Source organism: Polyangium mundeleinium (assembly GCF_028369105.1).
GTDB classification, from domain to species: domain Bacteria; phylum Myxococcota_A; class Polyangia; order Polyangiales; family Polyangiaceae; genus Polyangium; species Polyangium mundeleinium.
This window is the reverse complement of the sequence record NZ_JAQNDO010000001.1, coordinates 2,182,932-2,202,577: the sequence shown is the minus strand read 5'-3', so window position 1 is coordinate 2,202,577 and position 19,646 is coordinate 2,182,932. Positions and strand designations below refer to the sequence as shown.

General features: G+C 70.4%; 13 protein-coding genes. 10 read left to right on the top strand and 3 right to left on the bottom strand.

The features are described 5' to 3' along the window. Positions 1-32 precede the first annotated feature (32 nt). The 4 genes from POL67_RS08875 to cheB are packed head-to-tail and all read left to right on the top strand — an operon-like array spanning position 33 to position 4,797. Entirely contained in the window at positions 33-527 is a 495-nt protein-coding gene (locus tag POL67_RS08875) for a chemotaxis protein CheW (protein WP_271916699.1), read from the top strand. 10 nt (positions 528-537) lie between these two features. Continuing rightward, positions 538-2,748, top strand: coding sequence for a HEAT repeat domain-containing protein (locus POL67_RS08870; RefSeq protein WP_271916698.1), 2,211 nt, complete (start codon positions 538-540; stop codon positions 2,746-2,748). After that, positions 2,748-3,650: a CheR family methyltransferase gene (locus POL67_RS08865; protein WP_271916697.1), complete on the top strand. Its 903-nt coding sequence runs from the start codon at positions 2,748-2,750 to the stop codon at positions 3,648-3,650. The genes POL67_RS08870 and POL67_RS08865 overlap by 1 nt, the downstream gene beginning before the upstream one ends. A 34-nt stretch (positions 3,651-3,684) precedes the next feature. Continuing rightward, complete coding sequence (gene cheB, locus POL67_RS08860; protein WP_271916696.1) at positions 3,685-4,797, top strand: chemotaxis-specific protein-glutamate methyltransferase CheB; 1,113 nt, start codon at positions 3,685-3,687, stop codon at positions 4,795-4,797. On the opposite strand, the gene POL67_RS08855 is transcribed toward cheB, so the two are convergent. Further along, entirely contained in the window at positions 4,798-5,451 is a 654-nt protein-coding gene (locus POL67_RS08855; protein WP_308789515.1) for a Uma2 family endonuclease, read from the bottom strand. A 122-nt stretch (positions 5,452-5,573) separates the two neighbouring features. On the opposite strand from POL67_RS08855, the gene POL67_RS08850 reads away from it, so the two are divergent. From POL67_RS08850 to POL67_RS08840, 3 genes are read left to right on the top strand one after another with little or no spacing between them, the layout of a single operon-like run. Beyond that, positions 5,574-7,856 carry a lytic transglycosylase domain-containing protein gene (locus POL67_RS08850; protein ID WP_271916695.1) on the top strand — a complete coding sequence of 761 codons (2,283 nt, stop codon included), beginning with the start codon at positions 5,574-5,576 and terminating at the stop codon, positions 7,854-7,856. A 45-nt stretch (positions 7,857-7,901) separates the two neighbouring features. Further along, positions 7,902-9,332, top strand: a complete 1,431-nt coding sequence (locus POL67_RS08845; RefSeq protein ID WP_271916694.1) for a phospholipase C — start codon at positions 7,902-7,904, stop codon at positions 9,330-9,332. Then, complete coding sequence (locus tag POL67_RS08840) at positions 9,304-11,184, top strand: cytochrome-c peroxidase (RefSeq protein ID WP_271916693.1); 1,881 nt, start codon at positions 9,304-9,306, stop codon at positions 11,182-11,184. Before POL67_RS08845 ends, POL67_RS08840 begins: the two co-directional genes overlap by 29 nt. On the opposite strand, the gene POL67_RS08835 is transcribed toward POL67_RS08840, so the two are convergent. Further along, complete coding sequence (locus POL67_RS08835; RefSeq protein WP_271916692.1) at positions 11,181-12,569, bottom strand: PAS domain-containing sensor histidine kinase; 1,389 nt, start codon at positions 12,567-12,569, stop codon at positions 11,181-11,183. The two genes, POL67_RS08840 and POL67_RS08835, sit on opposite strands and share 4 nt — an antisense overlap. A 181-nt stretch (positions 12,570-12,750) precedes the next feature. On the opposite strand from POL67_RS08835, the gene POL67_RS08830 reads away from it, so the two are divergent. Then, positions 12,751-13,263 (top strand): hypothetical protein, encoded by a 513-nt coding sequence (locus tag POL67_RS08830; RefSeq protein WP_271916691.1) that lies wholly within the window; start codon positions 12,751-12,753, stop codon positions 13,261-13,263. 51 nt (positions 13,264-13,314) lie between these two features. On the opposite strand, the gene POL67_RS08825 is transcribed toward POL67_RS08830, so the two are convergent. Beyond that, the gene (locus tag POL67_RS08825; protein WP_271916690.1) at positions 13,315-13,959 is read right to left on the bottom strand and encodes a hypothetical protein; all 645 of its coding nucleotides are present in this window, start codon (positions 13,957-13,959) and stop codon (positions 13,315-13,317) included. A gap of 161 nt (positions 13,960-14,120) precedes the next feature. On the opposite strand from POL67_RS08825, the gene POL67_RS08820 reads away from it, so the two are divergent. Both POL67_RS08820 and POL67_RS08815 read left to right on the top strand, forming a co-directional pair. After that, positions 14,121-15,488 carry a hypothetical protein gene (locus tag POL67_RS08820; RefSeq protein WP_271916689.1) on the top strand — a complete coding sequence of 456 codons (1,368 nt, stop codon included), beginning with the start codon at positions 14,121-14,123 and terminating at the stop codon, positions 15,486-15,488. A 45-nt stretch (positions 15,489-15,533) separates the two neighbouring features. Then, positions 15,534-19,643 (top strand): Ig-like domain-containing alpha-2-macroglobulin family protein, encoded by a 4,110-nt coding sequence (locus POL67_RS08815; RefSeq protein ID WP_271916688.1) that lies wholly within the window; start codon positions 15,534-15,536, stop codon positions 19,641-19,643. Positions 19,644-19,646 lie beyond the last annotated feature (3 nt).

Below are 19,646 nucleotides of genomic sequence, written 5' to 3'. Positions count from 1 at the left end.
GGCTCGCCGTTCGGGAGAGACGGACCCAGCACATGCCCGACTATGGCCAGAGACACCGCGCCGATCCGCAGAAGAGCCTCGTCGGCTTTGTCGTGGGCGACGTGCACTACGCGATCGGGATCGGCCAGGTGCGCGAGATCGTGAACCCCTTGCCGGTCACGCCGCTTCCGCACACGCCGCCCGAGGTCTCGGGCGTGGCCGATCACCGCGGCGACGTCGTGCCCGTCCTCGATCTGCGCATCCGCTTCGGCATGCCGCCCACGTCGCCGACCCGCTCGACGAAGTGGATCCTCGTCGACGCCGGCGTGCGCATGGTCGGCCTCGTCGTCGACGCCGTCTCCGAAGTCTTCGGCACCGGCGCCGACGAGATTCGCCCGACGCCGCCCGTCGGCGGGGGCCGCGATTTGCGTGGCATCTCGGGCGTCACGAACCACAACGGGCTGCTCGTCTTCGTGCTCGACACGAAGCGGTTCACGGAGATCGTCGACGACATCGCCGATGTCCTGCCGCCGGTGGACGACCTGTGAGGAGCACGCCTTGACCCCTCCTTCGAGCCCTTCCATCTCGCCTGCGCTGATCGAAGCCGCTCTCGACGCTGCGGACGCCGAGGAGCGCCGCCAGGCCACCTCCCTCGCCGCGGAGCTGCCGCTCTACGACGCGCTCCCGCTCCTCGTCCGCGCGCTCGGCGACACCGACTGGCGCGTGCGCAAGGAGGCCACCTACGCCGCGCGCGCCTTCATCCCCGCGCCGAGCCTCATCGCGGCCATGGTGAAGACGTTCGAGCCCTGCGACAACGTGGGCCTGCGCAACGCCTCGATCGAGGTCCTCGCGAACTGCGGCAGCGCCGCCACCGCGCCCCTCGAAGCCTCGCTCGCGCGCCTCGACGCCGACGGCCGCAAGCTCGCCGTCCAGGCGCTCGGCTACACGCGAGATCCGCACGCCCTCGTCATCCTCGAGCGCTCGCTCCGCGACCTCGACGAGAACGTCCGCCAGGGCGCGGTCGAGGCCATCGCGCAGCTCGGCCCGATCGCGCCCGTCGAGGTCCAGCGCCTCCTCTTCCGTTGCCTCGACAGCGCCGATCCCTTCGCCAAGCTCGCCGCGCTCGAAGGCCTCAACGCCCTCGGCGCCATGATCCCCTGGGAGCGCCTCGCACCGCTCCTCGAGCACCCTTCTCTGCGCTCCGCGGCCCTCTCGGCGGCCGCCGCCTCCGAGAGCCCCGCGGCCGCCCCGGCGCTCGCCCGCATGCTCCACAAGGCGCGCGGCGGCACCTTCATGCTGGCCATCGCCGCGCTCGCGCGCCTCGCCGAGGGACCGCTCCTGCCCGCCGTGACCGAAGCGCTCGCGGCCGAAGGCCCCGAGCTCGGCGAGCGCCTCGTCCGCGTCGCCACGGCCGAGGGCACCGATCCGCCGCATCACCGCGCCATGGCGCTCCTCCTCGCCGCGGTCGCGCGTGCGCCCGGCGTCGTCGACGCGGCGGCCGCTGCGCTCGCCGAGGAGACCTTCACGGAGCAGGCCGAGCGCGCGCTCTTCCTCCTTGGGCCCGCAGCGCTGCCCGGCCTCGTCGCGCGCATCGCCCCCGAACAAGGCACGACGCCGCTCACCGCCGACGTGCGCGCGGCCCTCATCGAGGTCGCCGCCAGCATCGCCCTCGCGCCCGGCGCGCCCGAACGGCCCACGGCGCTGCTCGAAGCCCTGCGCAAGGCTGCGCTCGACGACGAGCGCCGCGTCGCCACGAGCGCCCTCTTCGCCCTTTCGAGGCTCGGCACCGAGGAGGACCTCGCGCTCGCCGCGCGCCTCGTCGCCTCGCCCGTTCGCCCCGTCGCGCATGCCGCCGAAGGCGCGCTCGCCTCGCTCGCGACCCGCCACGAGAAGGCCGCGCGTGCGCTCGGCGATACGCTCGTGAACGGCCCCGGCGACGACGCCTTCGCCGCCGCGATCATCCTCGGCGCCCTCGCCGCCACGCGCCGCGCATCGAGCCCGCCCCCGTCTCCCGGCGACCTCGGCTTCCTCGCGCGCGCGGCCGCGGCCGAGGACGTGCGCACGCGCCGCGCGGCCATCGGCGCCGTCGCCGAGATCGGCGGCGACTCTGCGCTCGACGTCCTCTCGCTCGCGCTCGCCGACGAGGAACGCGAGGTCCAGCTCGCCGCGGCGCGCGCGCTCGGTTACCTCGGCGCGGCGGCGCGGCGACGTGAGACATCGCCCGACGCGCACGAGGCGCCGAGCCTCCGCACCATCCTCGACGTCGCGGGCCGCTCCATGGATGCCGAGCTCGTGGCCACCGCGATCCGCGCCCTCGGCGAGGCCCTCTCCACGATCCCACCCGAGGCCGCGGGGCGCGCTGCGGCCTCGCTCATCGACGCCCTCGCGCCGCTCGCCCGCCAGGCCGAGGCCGCCGTGGCGATCGCCGCGGCCGAGGCCATCGGGCGCCTGCGCTGGGGCACGTCGGGGCGGCAGGCCGCGCTCGTCGCGGCGCTCGATCACCCCGATGCAGCCGTCGTCAAAGCGGCGCTGCTCAAGGTCGAGACGAGCGGCCCCGACGGCGAAGTCCTCCTCCGTCTGCTCGACCATCCTTCGCCGGACGTCCGGCTCCTCGCGGCCGAGACGATCGCGGCGAGCGACAACTCGACCTTGCGTGAGCGCCTGGCGCAGCGCGCGTCGCTCGAACTCGATCGGGACGTCCGCGACACCCTCGAGGGCGCGCTCTCGTCGATCCGCTGGCGAGGAGAAAGGGGTTTCTTCGGGCCGTGATGCGCTTCCCGGATGAGATCCGCCTCGCGCCGGACGAGTTCCGCCTCTTGCGGGATCTCATCAACCAGCATTGCGGCATCTCGCTGAGCCCGGAGCAGCGCCCCGTGATCGAGCGGCGCTTGCGCGAGCGCCTCAGCGTGCATGGCTTGCACTCGTTCGGCGAGTACTACCAGCTCCTCCGCTCGCCGGATCGGGGCCGGGCCGAGCTCGACGAAGCGCTCGATCTCGTCACGATCAACGAGACCTATTTCTACCGCGAGGACTACCAGCTCACGGCGCTCCGCACCGAGCTCTTCCCGATGCTCCGCCGCCCGCCGCTCTCCCGCGAGAGCCTCTCGATCTGGAGCGCGGGCTGCTCCACGGGCGAGGAGGTCTACTCCATCGCCATCACGGCCAAGGAGGCCGGCTTGTCCGGCCGCCGCGACGTCCGCATCTTCGGCAGCGACATCTCGCGCCGCTGCGTGGCGCACGCGCGCCGCGGCGTGTATGGCTCCTCGTCGTTCCGTGCGATCCCCATGGACCTCAAACGGAAGTATTTCGTCGAGAAGCCCGACGGCATGCACGTGCAGGACGATCTCCGGGCCTGGTGCCACTTCGGGCACCTGAACCTGCTCGATCCGGTCCGGGCGTCGGTCGTGGGCCGCGTCGACATCATTTTCTGTCGCAACGTTCTGATCTATTTCGACGACGCCTCACGGCGCCGCGTGATCGACATGTTTTACGATCGACTCCTCCCGGGCGGCTTCTTGCTCCTCGGCCACTCGGAGTCGCTCCTCAACGTCTCGACCGCGTTCGAGCTCGTCCATTTGCGCGACGACCTCGTCTATCGGAAGCCCATCACGGCCTCGCGGTTTGCCCCGCAGGGTCTGGAGGGCGGGACGCACGGATCGGGGAAGCCATGAGCACTTCGGCAAGGGATGCAGCAGAGGTGAAGCGGTGGTGAAGACCGGTCCGCTGCGGGTACTCGTCGTCGACGACTCCGCCTACAACCGAAGGAACATCGCGGACATCCTCAGCGGCAGCGACGAGGTCGAGGTCGTCGGCAAGGCGGGCGACGGTGAGGAGGCCTTGCGCCTCGCGTTGAGCCTCAAGCCGGACGTCATCACGCTCGACCTCGAGATGCCGAAGATGGACGGCTTCACGTTCCTCCGCATCCTCATGGTCCGCCAGCCGACGCCCGTGATCGTGGTGTCGAGCTACAGCCAGAAAGAGAACGTCTTCAAGGCCCTCGAGCTCGGCGCCGTCGACTTCGTCGCGAAGCCGAGCCAACGACTCGCGCCCGACGCCTCGCTCCGCCGCGAGATCCTCCAGAAGGTCCTCCTCGTCCGCTACCTGCGCCCGCTCGCGGCCGTGAGCCAGCGCAACAGCGCGATCCCGCCGCTCCCGCGCTCCACGGCCACGCCGCCGGTCCTCTCCACGCCGCAGCCCGAGCAGCCGAGCGCGCGCTCGGTCGCCAACATCGCGGCGCGCTTCATCGTCGGCATCGGCTCCTCGACGGGCGGCCCGACGGCGCTGCTCGAGATCCTGAGCCGCGTCCCCGAGAAGTTCGCCGGGGCGATCCTCATCGCCCAGCACATGCCGGAGAAGTTCACCCGCACGTTCGCCGAGCGCCTCGACCGCAAGAGCGCGATCCGCGTGTCGGAGGCCGTCGACGGCGACATCGTCACGGCGCGCCGCGCCTTCATCTGCCCTGGCAAGATGTGCATGGAGGCGGTCGTCTCGCAGGGCCCGAGCGGCATGGGCTGGAACGAGATCCGCCTGCGCGTCGGCCCTCCCTCGCAACACGACCGTTACATCCCGAGCGCGGATCGCCTCCTGCGCAGCCTCGCGCCTGTCGGCTCGCGGGCCTACGGCGTCATCCTCACGGGCATGGGCGACGACGGCGTGGCCGGCGCCCGCGCGATCCGGGCAGGCGGCGGCACGATCATCGCCGAGAGCGAGGAGACCGCGGTCGTCTACGGCATGCCGCGCGCGGCGGTGAAGGCCGGCGTGGTGAACGAGGTCATGGGGCTGCCGCAGATCGTGGACTGGGTGGCGCAGCTGTCCTGATCACGAACGCCGCGAACGCGCCTTTTTGGTGCTCTTTTTCGCAGGTGCCTTCCGCGGCGCCTTCGCCGGTTCTTCCGCGGCGACCGGCGCTTCCTCTTCGACCTCTTCCCACAGCGCCGCGAGATCCAGCTCGATCGCATCAAAGGGCTCGGCGCGCACGATCGCGCTCCCGCCATACACGCCGAGCAGCACCCAGCGGCCTTTCTCCAGCAAGAACACTTCGAGGGTGCGCGCGATCGGATCCACGAGCCACGCATGTCGCACGCCGTGGCGCGCATAGGCCGGCATCTTCTCGGCGCGATCCACCGTCACCGTGCCCGGGCTCAGGACCTCGCAGACCCAATCCGGCGCGAGGGTGTACCTCGCCGTGCTCGGCAAACGCGGCATCCGCTCGATCCGCCAGCCGGCGATGTCGGGAACGAGAACGTCCTCCTCGCCCTTGGGCCCGAGCAAAAGCTCTGGTTCATCGTAGATCCGCCACCCGCCCGGCCCCCCTCGACCACGCTGAAATGGGCCCATGAGGTCGCCCCCGAGCACGGACGATGCGTGCGCGTGCCGCGGCGCCGGACGCGGAAATGCGTACAGCGTACCGTTGATGATCTCACCGACCTTGTTGTTCGGGATGGCCTCGAGATCGGCAATCGTCGCGCGCACACGCTTCTCCGCAGCTAGGCCCATGTGCGGCAGACTGCCCCCTCCACGCATCCGAAGCAACCCCACGCCCCCGCGCGAAAGTTGACCCCGCGTCCCCACCGTGAGACACCCGCCTTCGGGTCATGCGCTTTCCAAAGGCCGCACGCGTGTTCGTCACGGCCGGCTGGCTCCTCGCCGGCGCGCTCGTTTCTCCGCCGAGCCTCGCCCAGCCGAAGCCCGCGCCTGTCGGGGTAAAGCCTGCGGCCGCCAAGCCTGCGGCCGCCAAGCCCGCGCAGAAGCCCAAGCCCCAGGCCTCCGCGAAGCCTGCGCAGAAGCCCGCTGCCAAGAAGCCCGCCGGCAAAAAGCCCCTCGCGCGCAAGCCCGGCGAGCCCGGCGAGCCCGACGAGAATGCGCGCCGCGCCATCGCTGGCTTGCCGCCAACGCAACATCGCGGTGTGGACGAATCGGCCGAGCTCCGCGCCCTCCGCGAGCTCGACCTCGCCCTCTTCTCCCCAGCCCCGAATGCCGGCGCGCCTTGGCCCTCGGACGACTTGCCCACGCTCGATCGGGGCGGCCCTGTCCTCCTCGCCACCGGCGTTCCCCCTTCGGCGCCGCTCCCTGCGCCGCTCCAACCGCCGGCGCCGGCCGACCTCTCCTTCCTCAAAAAGCTCGACCTCCCCGACATCCCCGTCCGCTGGGATGCACGCGTCCTCCGTTACCTCGAGTTTTACAAGAACAACCCCCGCGGCCGCTCCATGGTCGCCTCGTGGGTCAAGAAGAGCGGCCGGTATGGCGCGGCCATTCGCCGTGTCCTTCGCGAGCAGGGTTTGCCCGAGGACGTCGTCTGGCTCGCGCTCGTCGAGAGCGGATTCGATCCGACCATTCATTCGCCCGTCGGCGCCGCCGGCCTCTGGCAGTTCATGCCCGAGGGCGCCCGCATCTATGGCCTGACCGTCGACCGCTGGATCGACGAGCGCCTCGACCCCGAACGCTCCACCCTCGCTGCCGCGCGTTACCTCTCCGACCTCCACCGCCGGTTCGGGACCTGGGAGCTCGCCTTCGCCGCGTACAACATGGGGTATGGGGGCCTCCTCGCCTCCATTCGCAAATACAACACGAACGACTTCTGGGAGCTCAGCCGCCTCGAAGCCGGCCTCCCGCTCGAAACCGCGCTCTACGTCCCCAAGATCGTTTCCATGGCGATCGTCGCCAAGAATTGCGCCGTCTTCGGCTGTGACGGCGTCGAGCCCGAGCCTGCGATCACCTTCGACAAAGTCGCCGTCGGCCCCGGCGTCGCGCTCCGCACCGTGGCCACCGCGGCCGGCGTCGACCTCGACGCCGTCGAGGACTTGAACCCCCAGCTCCCCGTCGGCCGCACCCCGCCGCTCGGCCCCGACGCCAAAGAAGGCGCCTCCTTCGTCGTCCGTGTCCCGCCCGGCACCGGCGCCCGCGCGGCCAAGACCGTCGCCAAGCTCCTCGAACGCGAGGACAAACTCGAACGTCACCTCGTCCGCTGGGGCGAATCGATCGAGGACATCGCCGCCCTCCGCGGCACCACGAAGAGCACCTTGCTCTCCTTGAACGGCCTCCGCTCCGGCGAACAGGCCCGCCCCGGCACCGTCCTCCTCGTCCCCGAAGCCGGCCCCGACAAACCCACCGTCGCCAGCGTCTTTTCCGGCGTGCGCGGCGAGAAGCCCGTCATCGTCGTCCCGGCCGAGGCCTTCGCCTACTCCGATCGCCGCCGCGTCTTTTATCGTGTCGTCGCGGGCGACACCGCGCGCGAGGTCGCCTCCGCGCTCTCCGTCTCTGCCGCCGAGCTCGCCCGCTGGAACACGCTCGACGCCTCGGCGGCCCTTCATGACGGAATGACCTTGCAGGTCTTCGTCCCGCGCGAGCGCGCCCTCGCGAATGCGCTCGTCCTGGAGGAACCCGAGGCCCGTGTCCTGCCCGTCGGCTCCACCGAGTTCTTCACCCATTTCGAGAACCTGAAGGGCCGCAAACGCCTGGAGATCGCCGCCGGCGAGGGTGACACCTGGCGTGGGTTGTCGAAGCGATACAATCTCAGCCTCGGCATGCTCGAACGCATCAACCACCGCTCGCGCACGAGCCCCCTCGCGCCGGGCGACAAGGTCGTCGTGTACGTCGCGCAGCCGGCCCCGCCCAAGGCCGCGCCGGCCCCTGCCAAGGAGGCCCCGGACGACAAGGCCGAGGCTGTCGCCGTCGCGGCTCCCGTCGAAGACAAACCCGCGCCGAGCGAGGACCTCGACGAGCCGAAGCCCGAGAGCAAGCCCGCGGCGGACGAGGGGCCGACGAAGCCCGCGACGTTCCGCAACGAGACCCCGCCCGCGCCCAACAAGCCTGCGCCCGACAAGCCCGTGACGGCCAAGCAGCCCCCGGCGGTCGCGCTCCCTCCGCCTGCGCCCTGATTTTCTCGTAGCCAGCCACCGGGCTCGCGCGCGATGATGGAGTCGATGCGCCGCGCCAGCTCTTTGCTCCTCGCTTTGCTCCCGACCCTCGCCTTCGTCGGCTGCACGCCCGACGAGGAACCGCCGCCCCCGCCCCCGCTCCCGGGCCCCGCGGAATGGAACCGCGACGTCGTCCCGCCAAGCGACGACGACGCCGCCGCGAAGCGGACCTCGTGCGGATACACGGCGGGCATGCTCCCCGCGGAGACGCAAGGAAAGTCGCGCCCCTACGGCGCCGAGATTCCCATCGACCACATCGTGGTCATGATGATGGAGAATCGCTCCTTCGACCATTACTTCCAGAAGCTGCCCGAGGCCGGCCAGGACGACGTCGACGTCGCGCCCGAGAACTTCACGAACCCCGACGACACCGGCACCGCCGTCGCCACGTTCCGCGACAGCCAGCTCTGCTTCGTGGACACGAACCACGAATGGACCGGCACGCACGAGCAGATCAACGGCGGCAAGATGGACGGTTTTTTCAAGACCAACGACGGCTGGCACGAGCTGCCGAGCGCCGGCGCCCCCGAGGACATGCTGAGCGGCCGCCGCGGCCTCGGCTACTACACCCAGGACGATCTACCGTTTTATTACTGGCTCGCGAACGAGTTTGCCATCGCGGACCACTACCATTCCTCCGTCCCCGGCCCCACGTGGCCGAATCGCATGTACCTCTACGCGGCGAGCTCCTTCGGGGCCGTCCACAACAGTTTCGTCACGCCGGACAAGACGCTCTTCGATTACCTCGAAATGCGGCAGGTCTCCTGGCGCGTGTACGTCTCCACCACCCCCGGCGCCGCGATCTTCGTCGAGAAGTACCTCCAGTACAGCAAGGACGAGCACGGGCATTTCGTTCCGATCGAGAATTACTTCTACGACCTCGAGACCGGCAACTTGCCCCAGGTCGTGTTCGTCGATCCGGGCATCGCGCGGGAAGGTTATGCGCAGAACGACGAGCATCCGCCCGCGGTCGCCATGCTCGGCGAGCAGTTCTCCGCCACCGTCATCGACGCCCTCGCGAAAAGCTCGGCCTGGAGCCGCTCGGCCCTCTTCCTCACGTATGACGAGCATGGCGGCCTCTACGACCACGTCGTGCCTCCGCCCGCCTGCCCGCCCGACGACATCGTCCCGAAATTGGAGCCGGGTGATACCGACGCGAAATTCGACCAGCTCGGCGTCCGCGTCCCCCTCCTCGTGGTCTCTCCCTACGCGAAGAAGCATTTCGTCGGTCACAACACCTACGACCACACCTCGATCGTGCGCTTCATTGAGGCCCGCTTCCAGATGCCGGCCCTCACGAACCGCGACGCGAACGCCGAGGCGCCCTGGGAAATGTTCGATTTCGAAAACCCCCCGCACGCCGAGCCCCCCACGTTCGCGATGCCCACGGTCGACCAGGCCAAGCTCGATGCCTGCAAAGCGCTCTACGAGCCCTGAACGCCTCTCCGCGCTCGTCCTCGCGGCCCTGCTCCTCGCGGGCTGCCCGGACGAGCCGGAGGGCCCCGCCCCCGCGGACGCGAGCGCGAAGCCGGTCGTGTCCACGGCCCCGCCCGAACCTCCGCCCTCCCCGCTCACGCGTGTCGTCGAGGAGCCTGCGCGCCGCGGCCTCGAAGCCCTCGAATCCCTCGTGGCAGCAATGCCCCAGGGGCGTGGCGACACGAATTCCCATTACCTCGCCCTTCGCCGCTCCCTCGCCGCGGGGGCGCCGATCTGGCGCAGGCCGGAGAGCCTCGGCGGCGAGGTCGTCTTCGGCCCTCCGCGCTCCATCGACGAAGGCGGCGGCGCGCTCCTCCGCCTCGACGCCGCCCTCGTCCTCGGGGACGCCGCGGCCGCGCGTATTGAAATGGTCACCCTCGACCGCGCCTTGCGCCTCTTCCAGAGCGAAGCGCGCCGCATTCCGACCGTGCCCGGGGTCGTCGCGCATGCGCTCTCGCTCGCCGCGTACGACCTCGGCGCCCTCGCGCTCGAATCGTTCCAGGGCGTCCCTGAGGGCTCCGCCGCCGTCCTCGCCGATCTCCGCGGCACCCTCGATTTCATCGAATCCGCCTCCGCGGCCCTCGCGAACCCCGGGACCGCTGAAACCCCGGCCGCCCTCGAATCCGTGAAACAGATCACCCGGCCCCTCCGCGCGCGCCTCGACGCCGCGAAGACCGCCGACGACCTCGACGACCGCGCGAGCTTCGTCCTCGCCACCGGCCGCCTCGGCGCCGCGCTCCGCCGCCTCGTCGCCGCCGCCGGCCTCCCCGTTCGAATGCCTTACCGCGCCCGGTTCCCGGTCGCGAAGATCGACGCGGACGAACCCGTCTCGGCCCTCACCCTCCCCGCCCCGCGCATCCGCCCGCGCGGCGCGAGCGGCGACGAAGCCACCTGGGCCGCGCTCGGCCGCAAGCTCTTCTTCGACAAACGATTGTCCAAGAACAACGCTCGCTCCTGCGTCACCTGCCACGTCCCCGAAAAAGGCTTCGCCGACGGCCTCGTCCGCCCGCCTTCCCTCGATCCGGCCGTCACGCTGCGCCATACCCCGACCTTGCTTTATGCCCCGCTGCACGCCGCCCAGCTCTGGGACGGCCGCGCGCTCACGCCCGAGCGCCAGGCCCTCGGCGTCATCCGCGCCCGCGCCGAAATGGGCCTCGAAACGGACGAGCTCCTCCGCGCGATCGAAACCGCCGCGGACCTCCGCACTCTCTTTCAGGCGCTCCCCACGCCCGGCGTCACCACCGACAACGTCGGCCGCGCGCTCGCCGCCTTCGAATCCGAGGCCTTCGTCCCCGGCGACGCCCCGATCGACCTGTTTGCCCGCGGCGACGAACCTGCGCTCTCGCCCTTGCACCGCCGCGGCCTCGACGTCTTCGCCGGCAAGGGCCGCTGCGCCCGCTGCCACATTCCGCCGTTCTTCGGCGGCTCCCGCCCGCTCGATTTCGCCGTCCCCATCTTCGCCGTCCTTGGCGTCCCCGACAAACCCGGTGGCACCACCCTCGATCCGGACCGCGGCCGCGGCGCTTTCACCTCACGCCCGGCCGACGAGGGCGCATTCAAGACCCCGACCACCCGCGACGTCGCGCGCACGGCGCCGTATTTCCACCACGGCGCCTTCCGCACGCTCGAAGAGGTCGTCGATTTCTACGACAAGGGCGGCGGCAAGGGCCTCGGGATCCCCGTCCCGAACCAGGACCCCGACGTCCGCGCGCTCGGCCTCTCCGCCGACGAAAAACGTGCCCTCCTCGCGTTCCTCCGCGAGGCGCTCCTCGACAAGACGCCGCCCGAGAAGCTCGCCAGCCCCCCGCGTTAATCCGTCGCCTTCGCCGGCAACTCGAAGAAAAACACCGCCCCGCCTGCCTTCCCGTTCTCGTATCCCAGGCGGCCGCCGTGCATCACCACGATCGTCTTTGCGATGTAGAGCCCGAGCCCCGTCCCGCCGATGCTGCGCGTGCTCGACGCGTCGGCCTGCGAAAATCGCCGAAAAATCTTGTCCCGGAACGCCTCCGGCACCCCGGGCCCCCGATCCGCCACCTCGACACGGAACCCCTCGGCGATCGATCGCGCATGCACGCGCACGACCTCCCCGGCCGGCGAGTGCTTGATCGCATTCGACAGGAAATTCAGGACGACCTGCTGAATCCGTTGCGGATCGACGAACACCGGCATCCCCGCCGGCACGTCCGCCTCCACCACGATCTCCTTCGCCCGCGTCGCCGGCGCATAAAGCTCCACCGCGCCCCGCACCACGTCCGCGAGATCCACGTTCGCGAACTTCAGCGAAATGCTCCCCGCCGCGAGCTTTCGCACGTCGAGCAGATCGTCCACGAGCCGCCCGAGCCGCTGCACGTTCTCCGACGCCATTTGCAAAAGCTCCGCCTGGAGCGCGGGATCCTTTCCCGCCACGCCGCCCACGACGAGCCCGATCGCGCCTCGGATCGCGGTCAACGGCGTGCGCAATTCGTGGCTCACCACGCTCACGAGGTCGTCCTTCGCGCGCTCCGCCTCGATACGCGCCGTCATGTCGTGCGCGCTCACCAGAATGCTGGGTTTGCCCGTCACGGCGTCCGGAATCGGCCGCGCCGCGACCGAAAACCACCGCGTCCCCTCGGTCGTCACGACCTCCACGTCCTCGAAAAACGGCTCGCCCCCCGCGACTTGCGCGAGCACGCGCGCCCCCTCCGCGGGCTCGGCGAAGATCCCCGCGAACGAGAATGCATTGCCGAACGTCGCGCGCGCCAGCGTATTCGCTTGCAGAAGCGATCCGTCGAGCGCGTGTGTCGTCACCACGAGCGGCGCATACCGGACAGCCTCCGCCGCGCGCACCACCTCGGGGTCGATCGCGTCGCGAATCGGCGTCGCCTCCACGAGCAGGCCCCCGCGGCCGTCGGGCAGCGGAAATGCCTTGAAGCTCATGTGCACACGGACGGGTTCTCCCTTTGGATAGATCGTCCGCTCCGACCCGAAGCGCTCGCCGGTCGTCACGCGCTCGCGGAGCTGCTGCAACGTCGCGCGGATCGTCGGCGACGGAGCGAGGTCCCGGTTGACGAGTTCCCGCACGTCCTCGGCGCGCCAGAGCGCCACGGCTGCGCGGTTCGCCCACACGATACGCACCGCGTCCGGGTCCGTGATCCAGACGGGCTGGTCGAGCAGATTCAGGATTTCGAGGCGGCTATCCGCGAGGGGCGAGAAACGCATGGGCGACTCCCGCAGGCGATCCCCTCCGCGAAAAGCGAGGGGCCGGCGCGAGGCGACGCTCCATCCTAGTCGCGGACGCGGCCGTGGTGGGGTAAAAACGACGGCGCGTGGGTGTCGATGGACACGTCCATCGGGGACACCCGCGCAGACGGTAGTGGATCGACGTGGAGCGAGGACCCCGGTGAGCACGATGGACAAACGACGGGACCCGAAGGCGCAAGGACCAGCGCCCGAGCAAGAGGAGCCTTCGCCGCTCGACGAGGAAGAGCTCGACGAGGGCGAAGAAGGCGAGGAGGACGAGGACGAGGACGAGCTCGCGCCCACGGTCGTCCTCGGTCGATTCGGGGATCTGCGCGGATTCGCCGACGCCGCGCTCGTCAAGAAGTACGCCGAGCGGCCCATCTGGTTCCTGATCGAGGACGACGCGGACCTGATGGAGCTCTTTGTGCGGCACCCCGAAAAGCCCGTCCCGCGTGGCGCCGCCGAGGCCTTGCTCGGCGTCCTGCGCTCGTTCGCCGCGGCCGAGAGCGAGGCGCTCCAGGGCGTGCTCGGCCCGACGGACCAGATCGGGTTCGGGTATCACGAGAATGCCTCGTTCGACGACGTCGTCACGTCGTTCGAGGAAGACGGCTTCGAGGTCGCGTTTGCCCTGTACGAAGGGAAGGTCGTGCCGGAGGACGAGGACGACGAATGAGCGTGGGCGTGGGGGGCGAGAGCTCAGCTTGCCGAGCGAAAGCCCCCTCGTTCAAACCGCCCAGGTGATCCGGACCGTGACGGCCCTTTGCGGCGTCCCGTCGCGCTCGCCGTCAGAAATCGGGGCCGACCACGAATACCGCACGTCCCGCGCGCCGGCGGCGCTGAGCGCGCCCTCGATGAACCCCTCGTTGCACCACACGTAATACCCGAGCGTGGGCGCCGGCATCCCGGCGAACCGCCCCTCCACGAGCCCCTCGCCGGCGGGCGACATCTCCGCGCGGCATTGGTCGAAATACCGCTCGAAGATCCGCGGCAGCCGGACAGCCATGTCCGCGACCGACGAGCTGCGCATCTGGGCGCGATAAAGCCCCATCACGTTGTGCTCGCCTGCATGACGCGCACGCCCCCGCACGAGTTTGTCGAAGGGCGTCCCCTCGACCTGCGCAAGCGCGCGGGCGAAATGGATGATCGGCACGATGTCGTAGCTCGACGCCGCGAGGAAAATCGTATGTTCGAGAAACGCCTCGACCTCGGGGTGGGCCATCGCGGCGTACACGGCCGGCAGGCCACCGGGCGTGCGTTTGGTCGCGTGCTCGAAATACCCCATGTACATGACGCCGCGGACGCGAAACGGACCTTCCCCGATTCGATGCCGCCCCGGCGACAGATCGCAGGCCCACGTCTCTTTGGACATCGCGGCGGAGTCTATCGAGCCGTTCGTGCCCCCGCAAGCGCGCCCCCTTACCGCGCGCGCCACGACGAAAAGATCCGTGCCGACGGACGTGAGCGGGCCCAGCACGCCAGAATCGCTCGAAGCCCAAGGCAATCGATGCCCACGCGTCCAACGATGCCGCGATGCCCCGTTCCGCCCGCCTCGCGAGCGCCCCCGCGGCGCTCTCCCTGCTTTTTGTCCTCGGATGCAGCGCGCCGACCCTCCCGCGCGGAGGCGAGGCCGCCGCGCGTGGCGCCGTGATCGCCGCGCCAGACCCGCCCACGTCCGAGCCGGCGAATCCCGGCTGCGAGACGTCCCTTGTCGTCCTCGAACCCCACCAGGGCGATACTCCCTTTTCCGCATTCCGCCTCGTCAACAAGAACCCCGACCCCATCCGTGGCGCGCGCCATTGGCCTGGCCTCTTCGGCACGATCGAGCGGCTCGGCCTCGACGACGTCTATCGCGCTTTTCCACCCCGCCAAGGGTATTGCCTCACCGTCTCCGCCCAGCCCGAGCTCGCCCCCTCCGCGGCGACGATCGTCTCCGAGCTCCCCCTCATGGGCGGCGAACGTATCCTCCCGCCCGGCCGGTATCGGTTCGTCGTGCCACACCTGCGCGACACCCACCCGGACAAACTCTTCGCGGCCACTGTCGCCTTCGAGGTGCGTGGCCTCGATCCGACCGAAAGCGAGGAGCTCGTGCGCCTGCTCGACCGGGAAGACGTCCGCGCCTGCCCCCTCGTCGCCTCGTATTTGCTCGACACCATCGAGCGCGTGGCCGCGCCCGAAGCTCTCCCGCGTCTCGAATCGGTCCACGCCGAGACCCTCGACGAACGCGCGCGCCTGTATGCCGTCCTCGCCCATTTCCCCGAGCACGTCCCGCGCCTCGCCCGGATTGCCGCCGGCGCCTCGCCCGGCTCCCTCGCCGCCGCCGTCGTCCTGCTCGAAGAGGGGGCCCGCGGCGCCGCGCTCGCCGCCGCCCTTGCGCGTATTGCGTCGTCCCTCGCGGCCCCGGACGAGCCCCCGATCCGCACCGCCTATGCCCTCGCGCGCGAGGCCGACGAATGGCCACCCGAAATCGCCCCCCGCCTCGTCGCGCGCCTGCTCGCCACGCGCTCGCCCGAGCTGCGCCTCTCGCTCGCGACGGCCCTCTCCGCCGCCGGCAAGGACGTCCTCGGAAAGGAAGCACGCCCGGCCGTGAAAGCCATGCGCGCGGCGGCCCGTGCGAGCGCGGACGCGCGTATTCGCGAGGCCTTGCTCGACATGGCCGGCGCCCTCGCCGAGGACCTCGGCGACGAGCCCCCGCGGGATCGCCCCGGCCTCGGGCTCCAGGCAATGCCCGAGCTCGGCGGCGCGGCCGACGACCCTTGCCACGTCCTCTTCCAATCCCTCCGCCCCCATCCTCTCTTGCGCCATACCCCCGCGGCGTGGCCTCATGGCGAACGCGAGCCTTTGCGTACGACGTTTGGTGCGTCGGGCGTGGAGCTTTACCGTCCTGCCAAAGACGAATGAGCCGGGGAACCTCGGGCCTCCTCATCTGTCGATCTCGATGTCCCCATGCGTTTCCGCCGCCCCTCGCCTGCCGCCGCCGTGCTCGTTGCCCTCGCCGCCGCCTCGGCGGCCTGTTTTCCCGGCGCACTTCCGCTGAAACCTCCCGCGGCGCCCGTCCGGGGCGAGCTTGCCCCTCGCACGGCCCTCGCCCCGCGCGCCCCGGAGGCCGGCCCGCTTCGCGTCGTCTTCGCCGGCCCGAACGGCGACACCAGCACGAGCCCCGAAATCACGCTCGTCTTCAGCAAACCCATGCGCGCGCTCGGCGCGGATTCCGGCGCGCCCGACGCCCCGGTCCAGATCACCCCGGCCCACCCGGGCGCATTCTCCTGGGTCGGATCGAGCGCGCTCCAGTTCGTCCCGTCAAAACCATTTCCTCCCGCCACGCCCTTCCGCGTCGAGGTCCCCGCAGGCACCCGCGCGCTCGACGGTAGCGCCCTCGAAGCCCCGTTCGTCCTCTCGTTTTCGACCCCGCGGCCCACCCTCTCCGGCAGCGAGCCCGCGCAGGGCGCCACCGGCATTCGCACGGACGCGCCAATCACGCTCTTCTTCACACAATCCGTAAAAGCCGCGGAGCTCTCGCGCGCCGTCACGATCGACGCGGGCCGCGGCCCCATCCCTTTTTCGATCGTCGAGGTGACCGCCGATCGCGCCGTCCTCGCCCCGCGCGCCCCGCTCCCGCGCGACACGAACGTCGTCGTCCGGATCGACGCCTCGCTCCGCGGCGCGGAGGGCGAGCTCTCGGCGGGCAAGGCCGAGGAAATCCGATATCGCACCCTCGGCCCCGCGGGCCTCGTCTCCGTCGCTTGCCAGCCGCATCCTCTCGAAAAGGATCGCTGCGACCCGACCCACGGCACCGTCACGCTGACGTTCGCGACGCCCGTCTCGGACGAGGTCCTCGAACGCGCCATCGTCATCGAACCCAGCCCCGGCTCGTATTACGTGTCCGGCGCCTACGAGGACGGTGAATCGAGCCGCGAGGTCTACATCCACGGAGAATTCGCGCCGGGCCAAACCTATCGCGTGGAGCTCCGCGCCAATGGCGCCCGCCGCGTCTTCCAGGACATCCATGGCCAGCGCCTCCCGATGGCCGTGAAGCGCGAGGTTCGTTTCGGGGACATTCCCGCCGACCTCGTCATCGGCGCGAGGGGCACCTACTGGGTCCCGGAAAAGCGCCTCCTGCCGATTGGCGTGACGAACACCGTCGACGCGACCATCTCGTTGCTCCCGCTCGATCCAACCCAAACCCTCGCGCGGCTCGCCGGAAACCAGGTCCCGCTCTCGCCCTCGTCGAGCTTCGTGGCGCGCACGGGCAAACGCAACCAGGACCGCTGGTCTGACCTCGTCGTCCAGGATCACTTGCCCCCAGGCGTCACGAGTGGCCCGGTGCTCGTCCGCGGGACGTATCGCAGCGCGCCGGGGCAGCCGCCGCAGACGGTCGAACACGAAATGCAATTGACCGACCTCGGCCCCTTGACGAAGATCGCTCCGGACGAGGCGCTCGTTTGGCTGACCCGCCTCTCCAACACGTCGCCCGTGAAAGGCGCGCGGGTCGAAGTCCACCACATTCCTCGCGGCGGCCGCCCCTCGATCCTCGGCGCGACCTTGGCCGACGACACGGGCCTCGCGGCCATCCCCTTGCGAATCCCCACGCGAAAAGCGGGCGAGCCCGAGGCCAAGCTCGTCGTCGTAGCGCGGAGCGGCGACGATTGGATGTACCAATCCCTCGCCGCCCCCCGCGCGCCGGAGCCCGTCGGCCGCCTCTTCTCCGCCCGCGGCATCTATCGACCCGGCGAACGCGTGGAGCTCAAAGGAGTCCTTCGTGTCCCCGTCACGGCGGGCCTCGATACGCCGAGTGGCCGTGAGGTCACGTTGCGCATCCTCGACTCCGAGCGCCGCCCGATCAGCACCTCGCGCCACGTCCTCTCGCGTTTCGGCACCTTCGCCACCATCGTCCCCCTCGCCGAGGACGCCCCGCTCGGGTATTACCGCGCCGAGGCCGAGCTCGACGGCGAACGCATCTATTGGGGCTTTTCCGTGGATCATTACCGCCCCGTCGAGAGCAAGGCCACGGCGCTCCTCGACAAACAGATCTATGAGCAGGGCGAGCGAATGACCTGCACCGCGCAGGGCGAGATGCTCTACGGCGCGCCGATGGCCGGCGGCCGCGCCTCGATCGTCGTGACCCGCGGCCTCGGCCAGCCCAGCGTCCCGGGCCTCACCGATTACGTGCTCACCGAGCACGACGCGCGGGCGCCCGTGGCGAATATCGCCCAGGGCACGGGCAAGCTCGACGGCCAGGGCGCCTTCTCCCTCGTGATCCCGGTCGTATTGCCCGGCCAAATGACGGTCGAGTCGGTCGCCTGCAAAGTCGAGATCACGGATCTCAACCAGCAGACACGCTCCGCAGAGGGGAGCGCGCTCGTTCACCCCGCCAGCGTGCTCGTCGCGCTCGCCGACCCGGAGCAGTCTTCGGTCAAGCCGGGCGACAAGATCACGCCGACCGTGCTCGTCGTGACCTCGGCGGGCGACCGGCAGGCGCGCCCGGTCCACCTCGAATTCTCGCGCCGCCGCGCCGGCCGCGCAGGCATCCTCGTCGAGGACAGCCCGCTCGGCGCCTGCGACGTCAAGAGCGGCCCCGCGCCCGTCGGCTGTGACTTCGTGATTCCCGCGCAGGATGTCGAGACGGAAGACGACGCCGAGCTCATCGTCCGCGCCACGACGAAGGACGAAAAGGGCCGCCGCGCCGCAGCCTCGTATTCGCTGCGCGTCGAGCGGCCGGTCCCGCCTGCAAGCCCGTCCCCCGCCTCCCGCCCGCCGCCGCCGCCTCCGCCGCCGCCTCCGCCGCCGCCTCCGGAGCTCGCCCTGCGCCTCGAGCACATCAAGCATCAGGTCGGACAAACCGCCCGCGTCGTCCTCGAATCTCCACATTCCAAGCCGACCGAGGCCCTCGTCACGGTCGAGCGCGAGGGCCTGCTCTTCCGGCGTGTCGTGTCCCTCGCGCCCGCGGGCACGCAGACGACCGTCGAGATTCCGATCACGTTCTCCATGATGCCCAATGCGGACATCACGGTCACCACGTTCCTCGGCAACCGCTCGGAATCGCGGACGGCTCCGATCGAGGTCGAAGCCAAGGCCCGCAAGCTCGGCGTCGAGGTGCGCCCGAGCAAGCTCCAGGCGGCGCCGGGCGAGACGCTCGACGTCGAGGTCATCACCAAGGACGCCACGGGCAAACCCGTGCGCGCCGAGGTCACCTTGTGGGCCGCGGACGAAGGCTCGCTCATGCTCACCTATTACCTCACGCCCGATCCCTTCTACGCGATCTATGCACCACGGGATGGGAGCGTCTCGACAGAGGACGTCCGGAATGACCTCCTCCGCACGTTCTCGGGGGGCCACCGCTCGAAGCCACCCCAGGTCCGCATGGGCGCGACCAGCATCGGCCCCCGCCGCGGCGATTTCCGACAAACCGTGGCCTTCCTGCCGGCTCTGCTCACGGACGCGACGGGCCGCGTGAAACGCCGCATCACCTTGCCCGACGGCCTCACGGCCTATCGATTCATGGCCATGGCCGTGGCCGAGGACGATCGTACGGGCTCGGACGACTCCACCGTCGTCACGTCGAAGCACCTCATGGCCCGCCCGAGCATTCCTCTGGCCTTGCGCGCCGGGGACCAATTCGAGGCCTCCGTGATCGTGTCCGCGCTCGACATCACTGGCGGCAAGACCGTCGTGACCGCGAGCGCCGAGGGTGGCCTCACGCCCGCGGGCCCCATGCGCCGCGAGGCCACGGTCGACCCCGAGCATTCCGCGCTCGTGCGTTTTCCCTTCCGCGCCGACGCCGCCGGAAAGGCGCGCCTCTCCTTTGATGCCCGCCTGGAGGACGATGCCGACAGCGTCGACCTCGAAACACAGATTGGCGTACCCACGACACTCGAAACCGCCTCCCTCACGGCGAGACGTCCTCGGCCATCGCCGAGCGCCTCGGGGATCTCGCGGGCCTGCGAAATGACACCGGCGGCCTCACGATATCCCTCGCATCGACCCCGCTCGCGGGCCTCGGCGCGGGCATCGAGCAGCTCGTCGAATACCCGTACGGATGCACCGAGCAAACCGTGAGCC

Coding starts and splice junctions, on each gene's coding strand:
- POL67_RS08875 (WP_271916699.1), top strand. CDS start 33: ATGCCCGACTATGGCCAGAGACACCGCGCCGATCCGCAGAAGAGCCTC.
- POL67_RS08845 (WP_271916694.1), top strand. CDS start 7,902: ATGCGCCGCGCCAGCTCTTTGCTCCTCGCTTTGCTCCCGACCCTCGCC.
- POL67_RS08820 (WP_271916689.1), top strand. CDS start 14,121: ATGCCCCGTTCCGCCCGCCTCGCGAGCGCCCCCGCGGCGCTCTCCCTG.
- POL67_RS08850 (WP_271916695.1), top strand. CDS start 5,574: ATGCGCTTTCCAAAGGCCGCACGCGTGTTCGTCACGGCCGGCTGGCTC.
- POL67_RS08835 (WP_271916692.1), bottom strand. CDS start 12,569: ATGCGTTTCTCGCCCCTCGCGGATAGCCGCCTCGAAATCCTGAATCTG.
- POL67_RS08815 (WP_271916688.1), top strand. CDS start 15,534: ATGCGTTTCCGCCGCCCCTCGCCTGCCGCCGCCGTGCTCGTTGCCCTC.
- POL67_RS08825 (WP_271916690.1), bottom strand. CDS start 13,959: ATGTCCAAAGAGACGTGGGCCTGCGATCTGTCGCCGGGGCGGCATCGA.
- POL67_RS08865 (WP_271916697.1), top strand. CDS start 2,748: ATGCGCTTCCCGGATGAGATCCGCCTCGCGCCGGACGAGTTCCGCCTC.
- POL67_RS08840 (WP_271916693.1), top strand. CDS start 9,304: ATGCCTGCAAAGCGCTCTACGAGCCCTGAACGCCTCTCCGCGCTCGTC.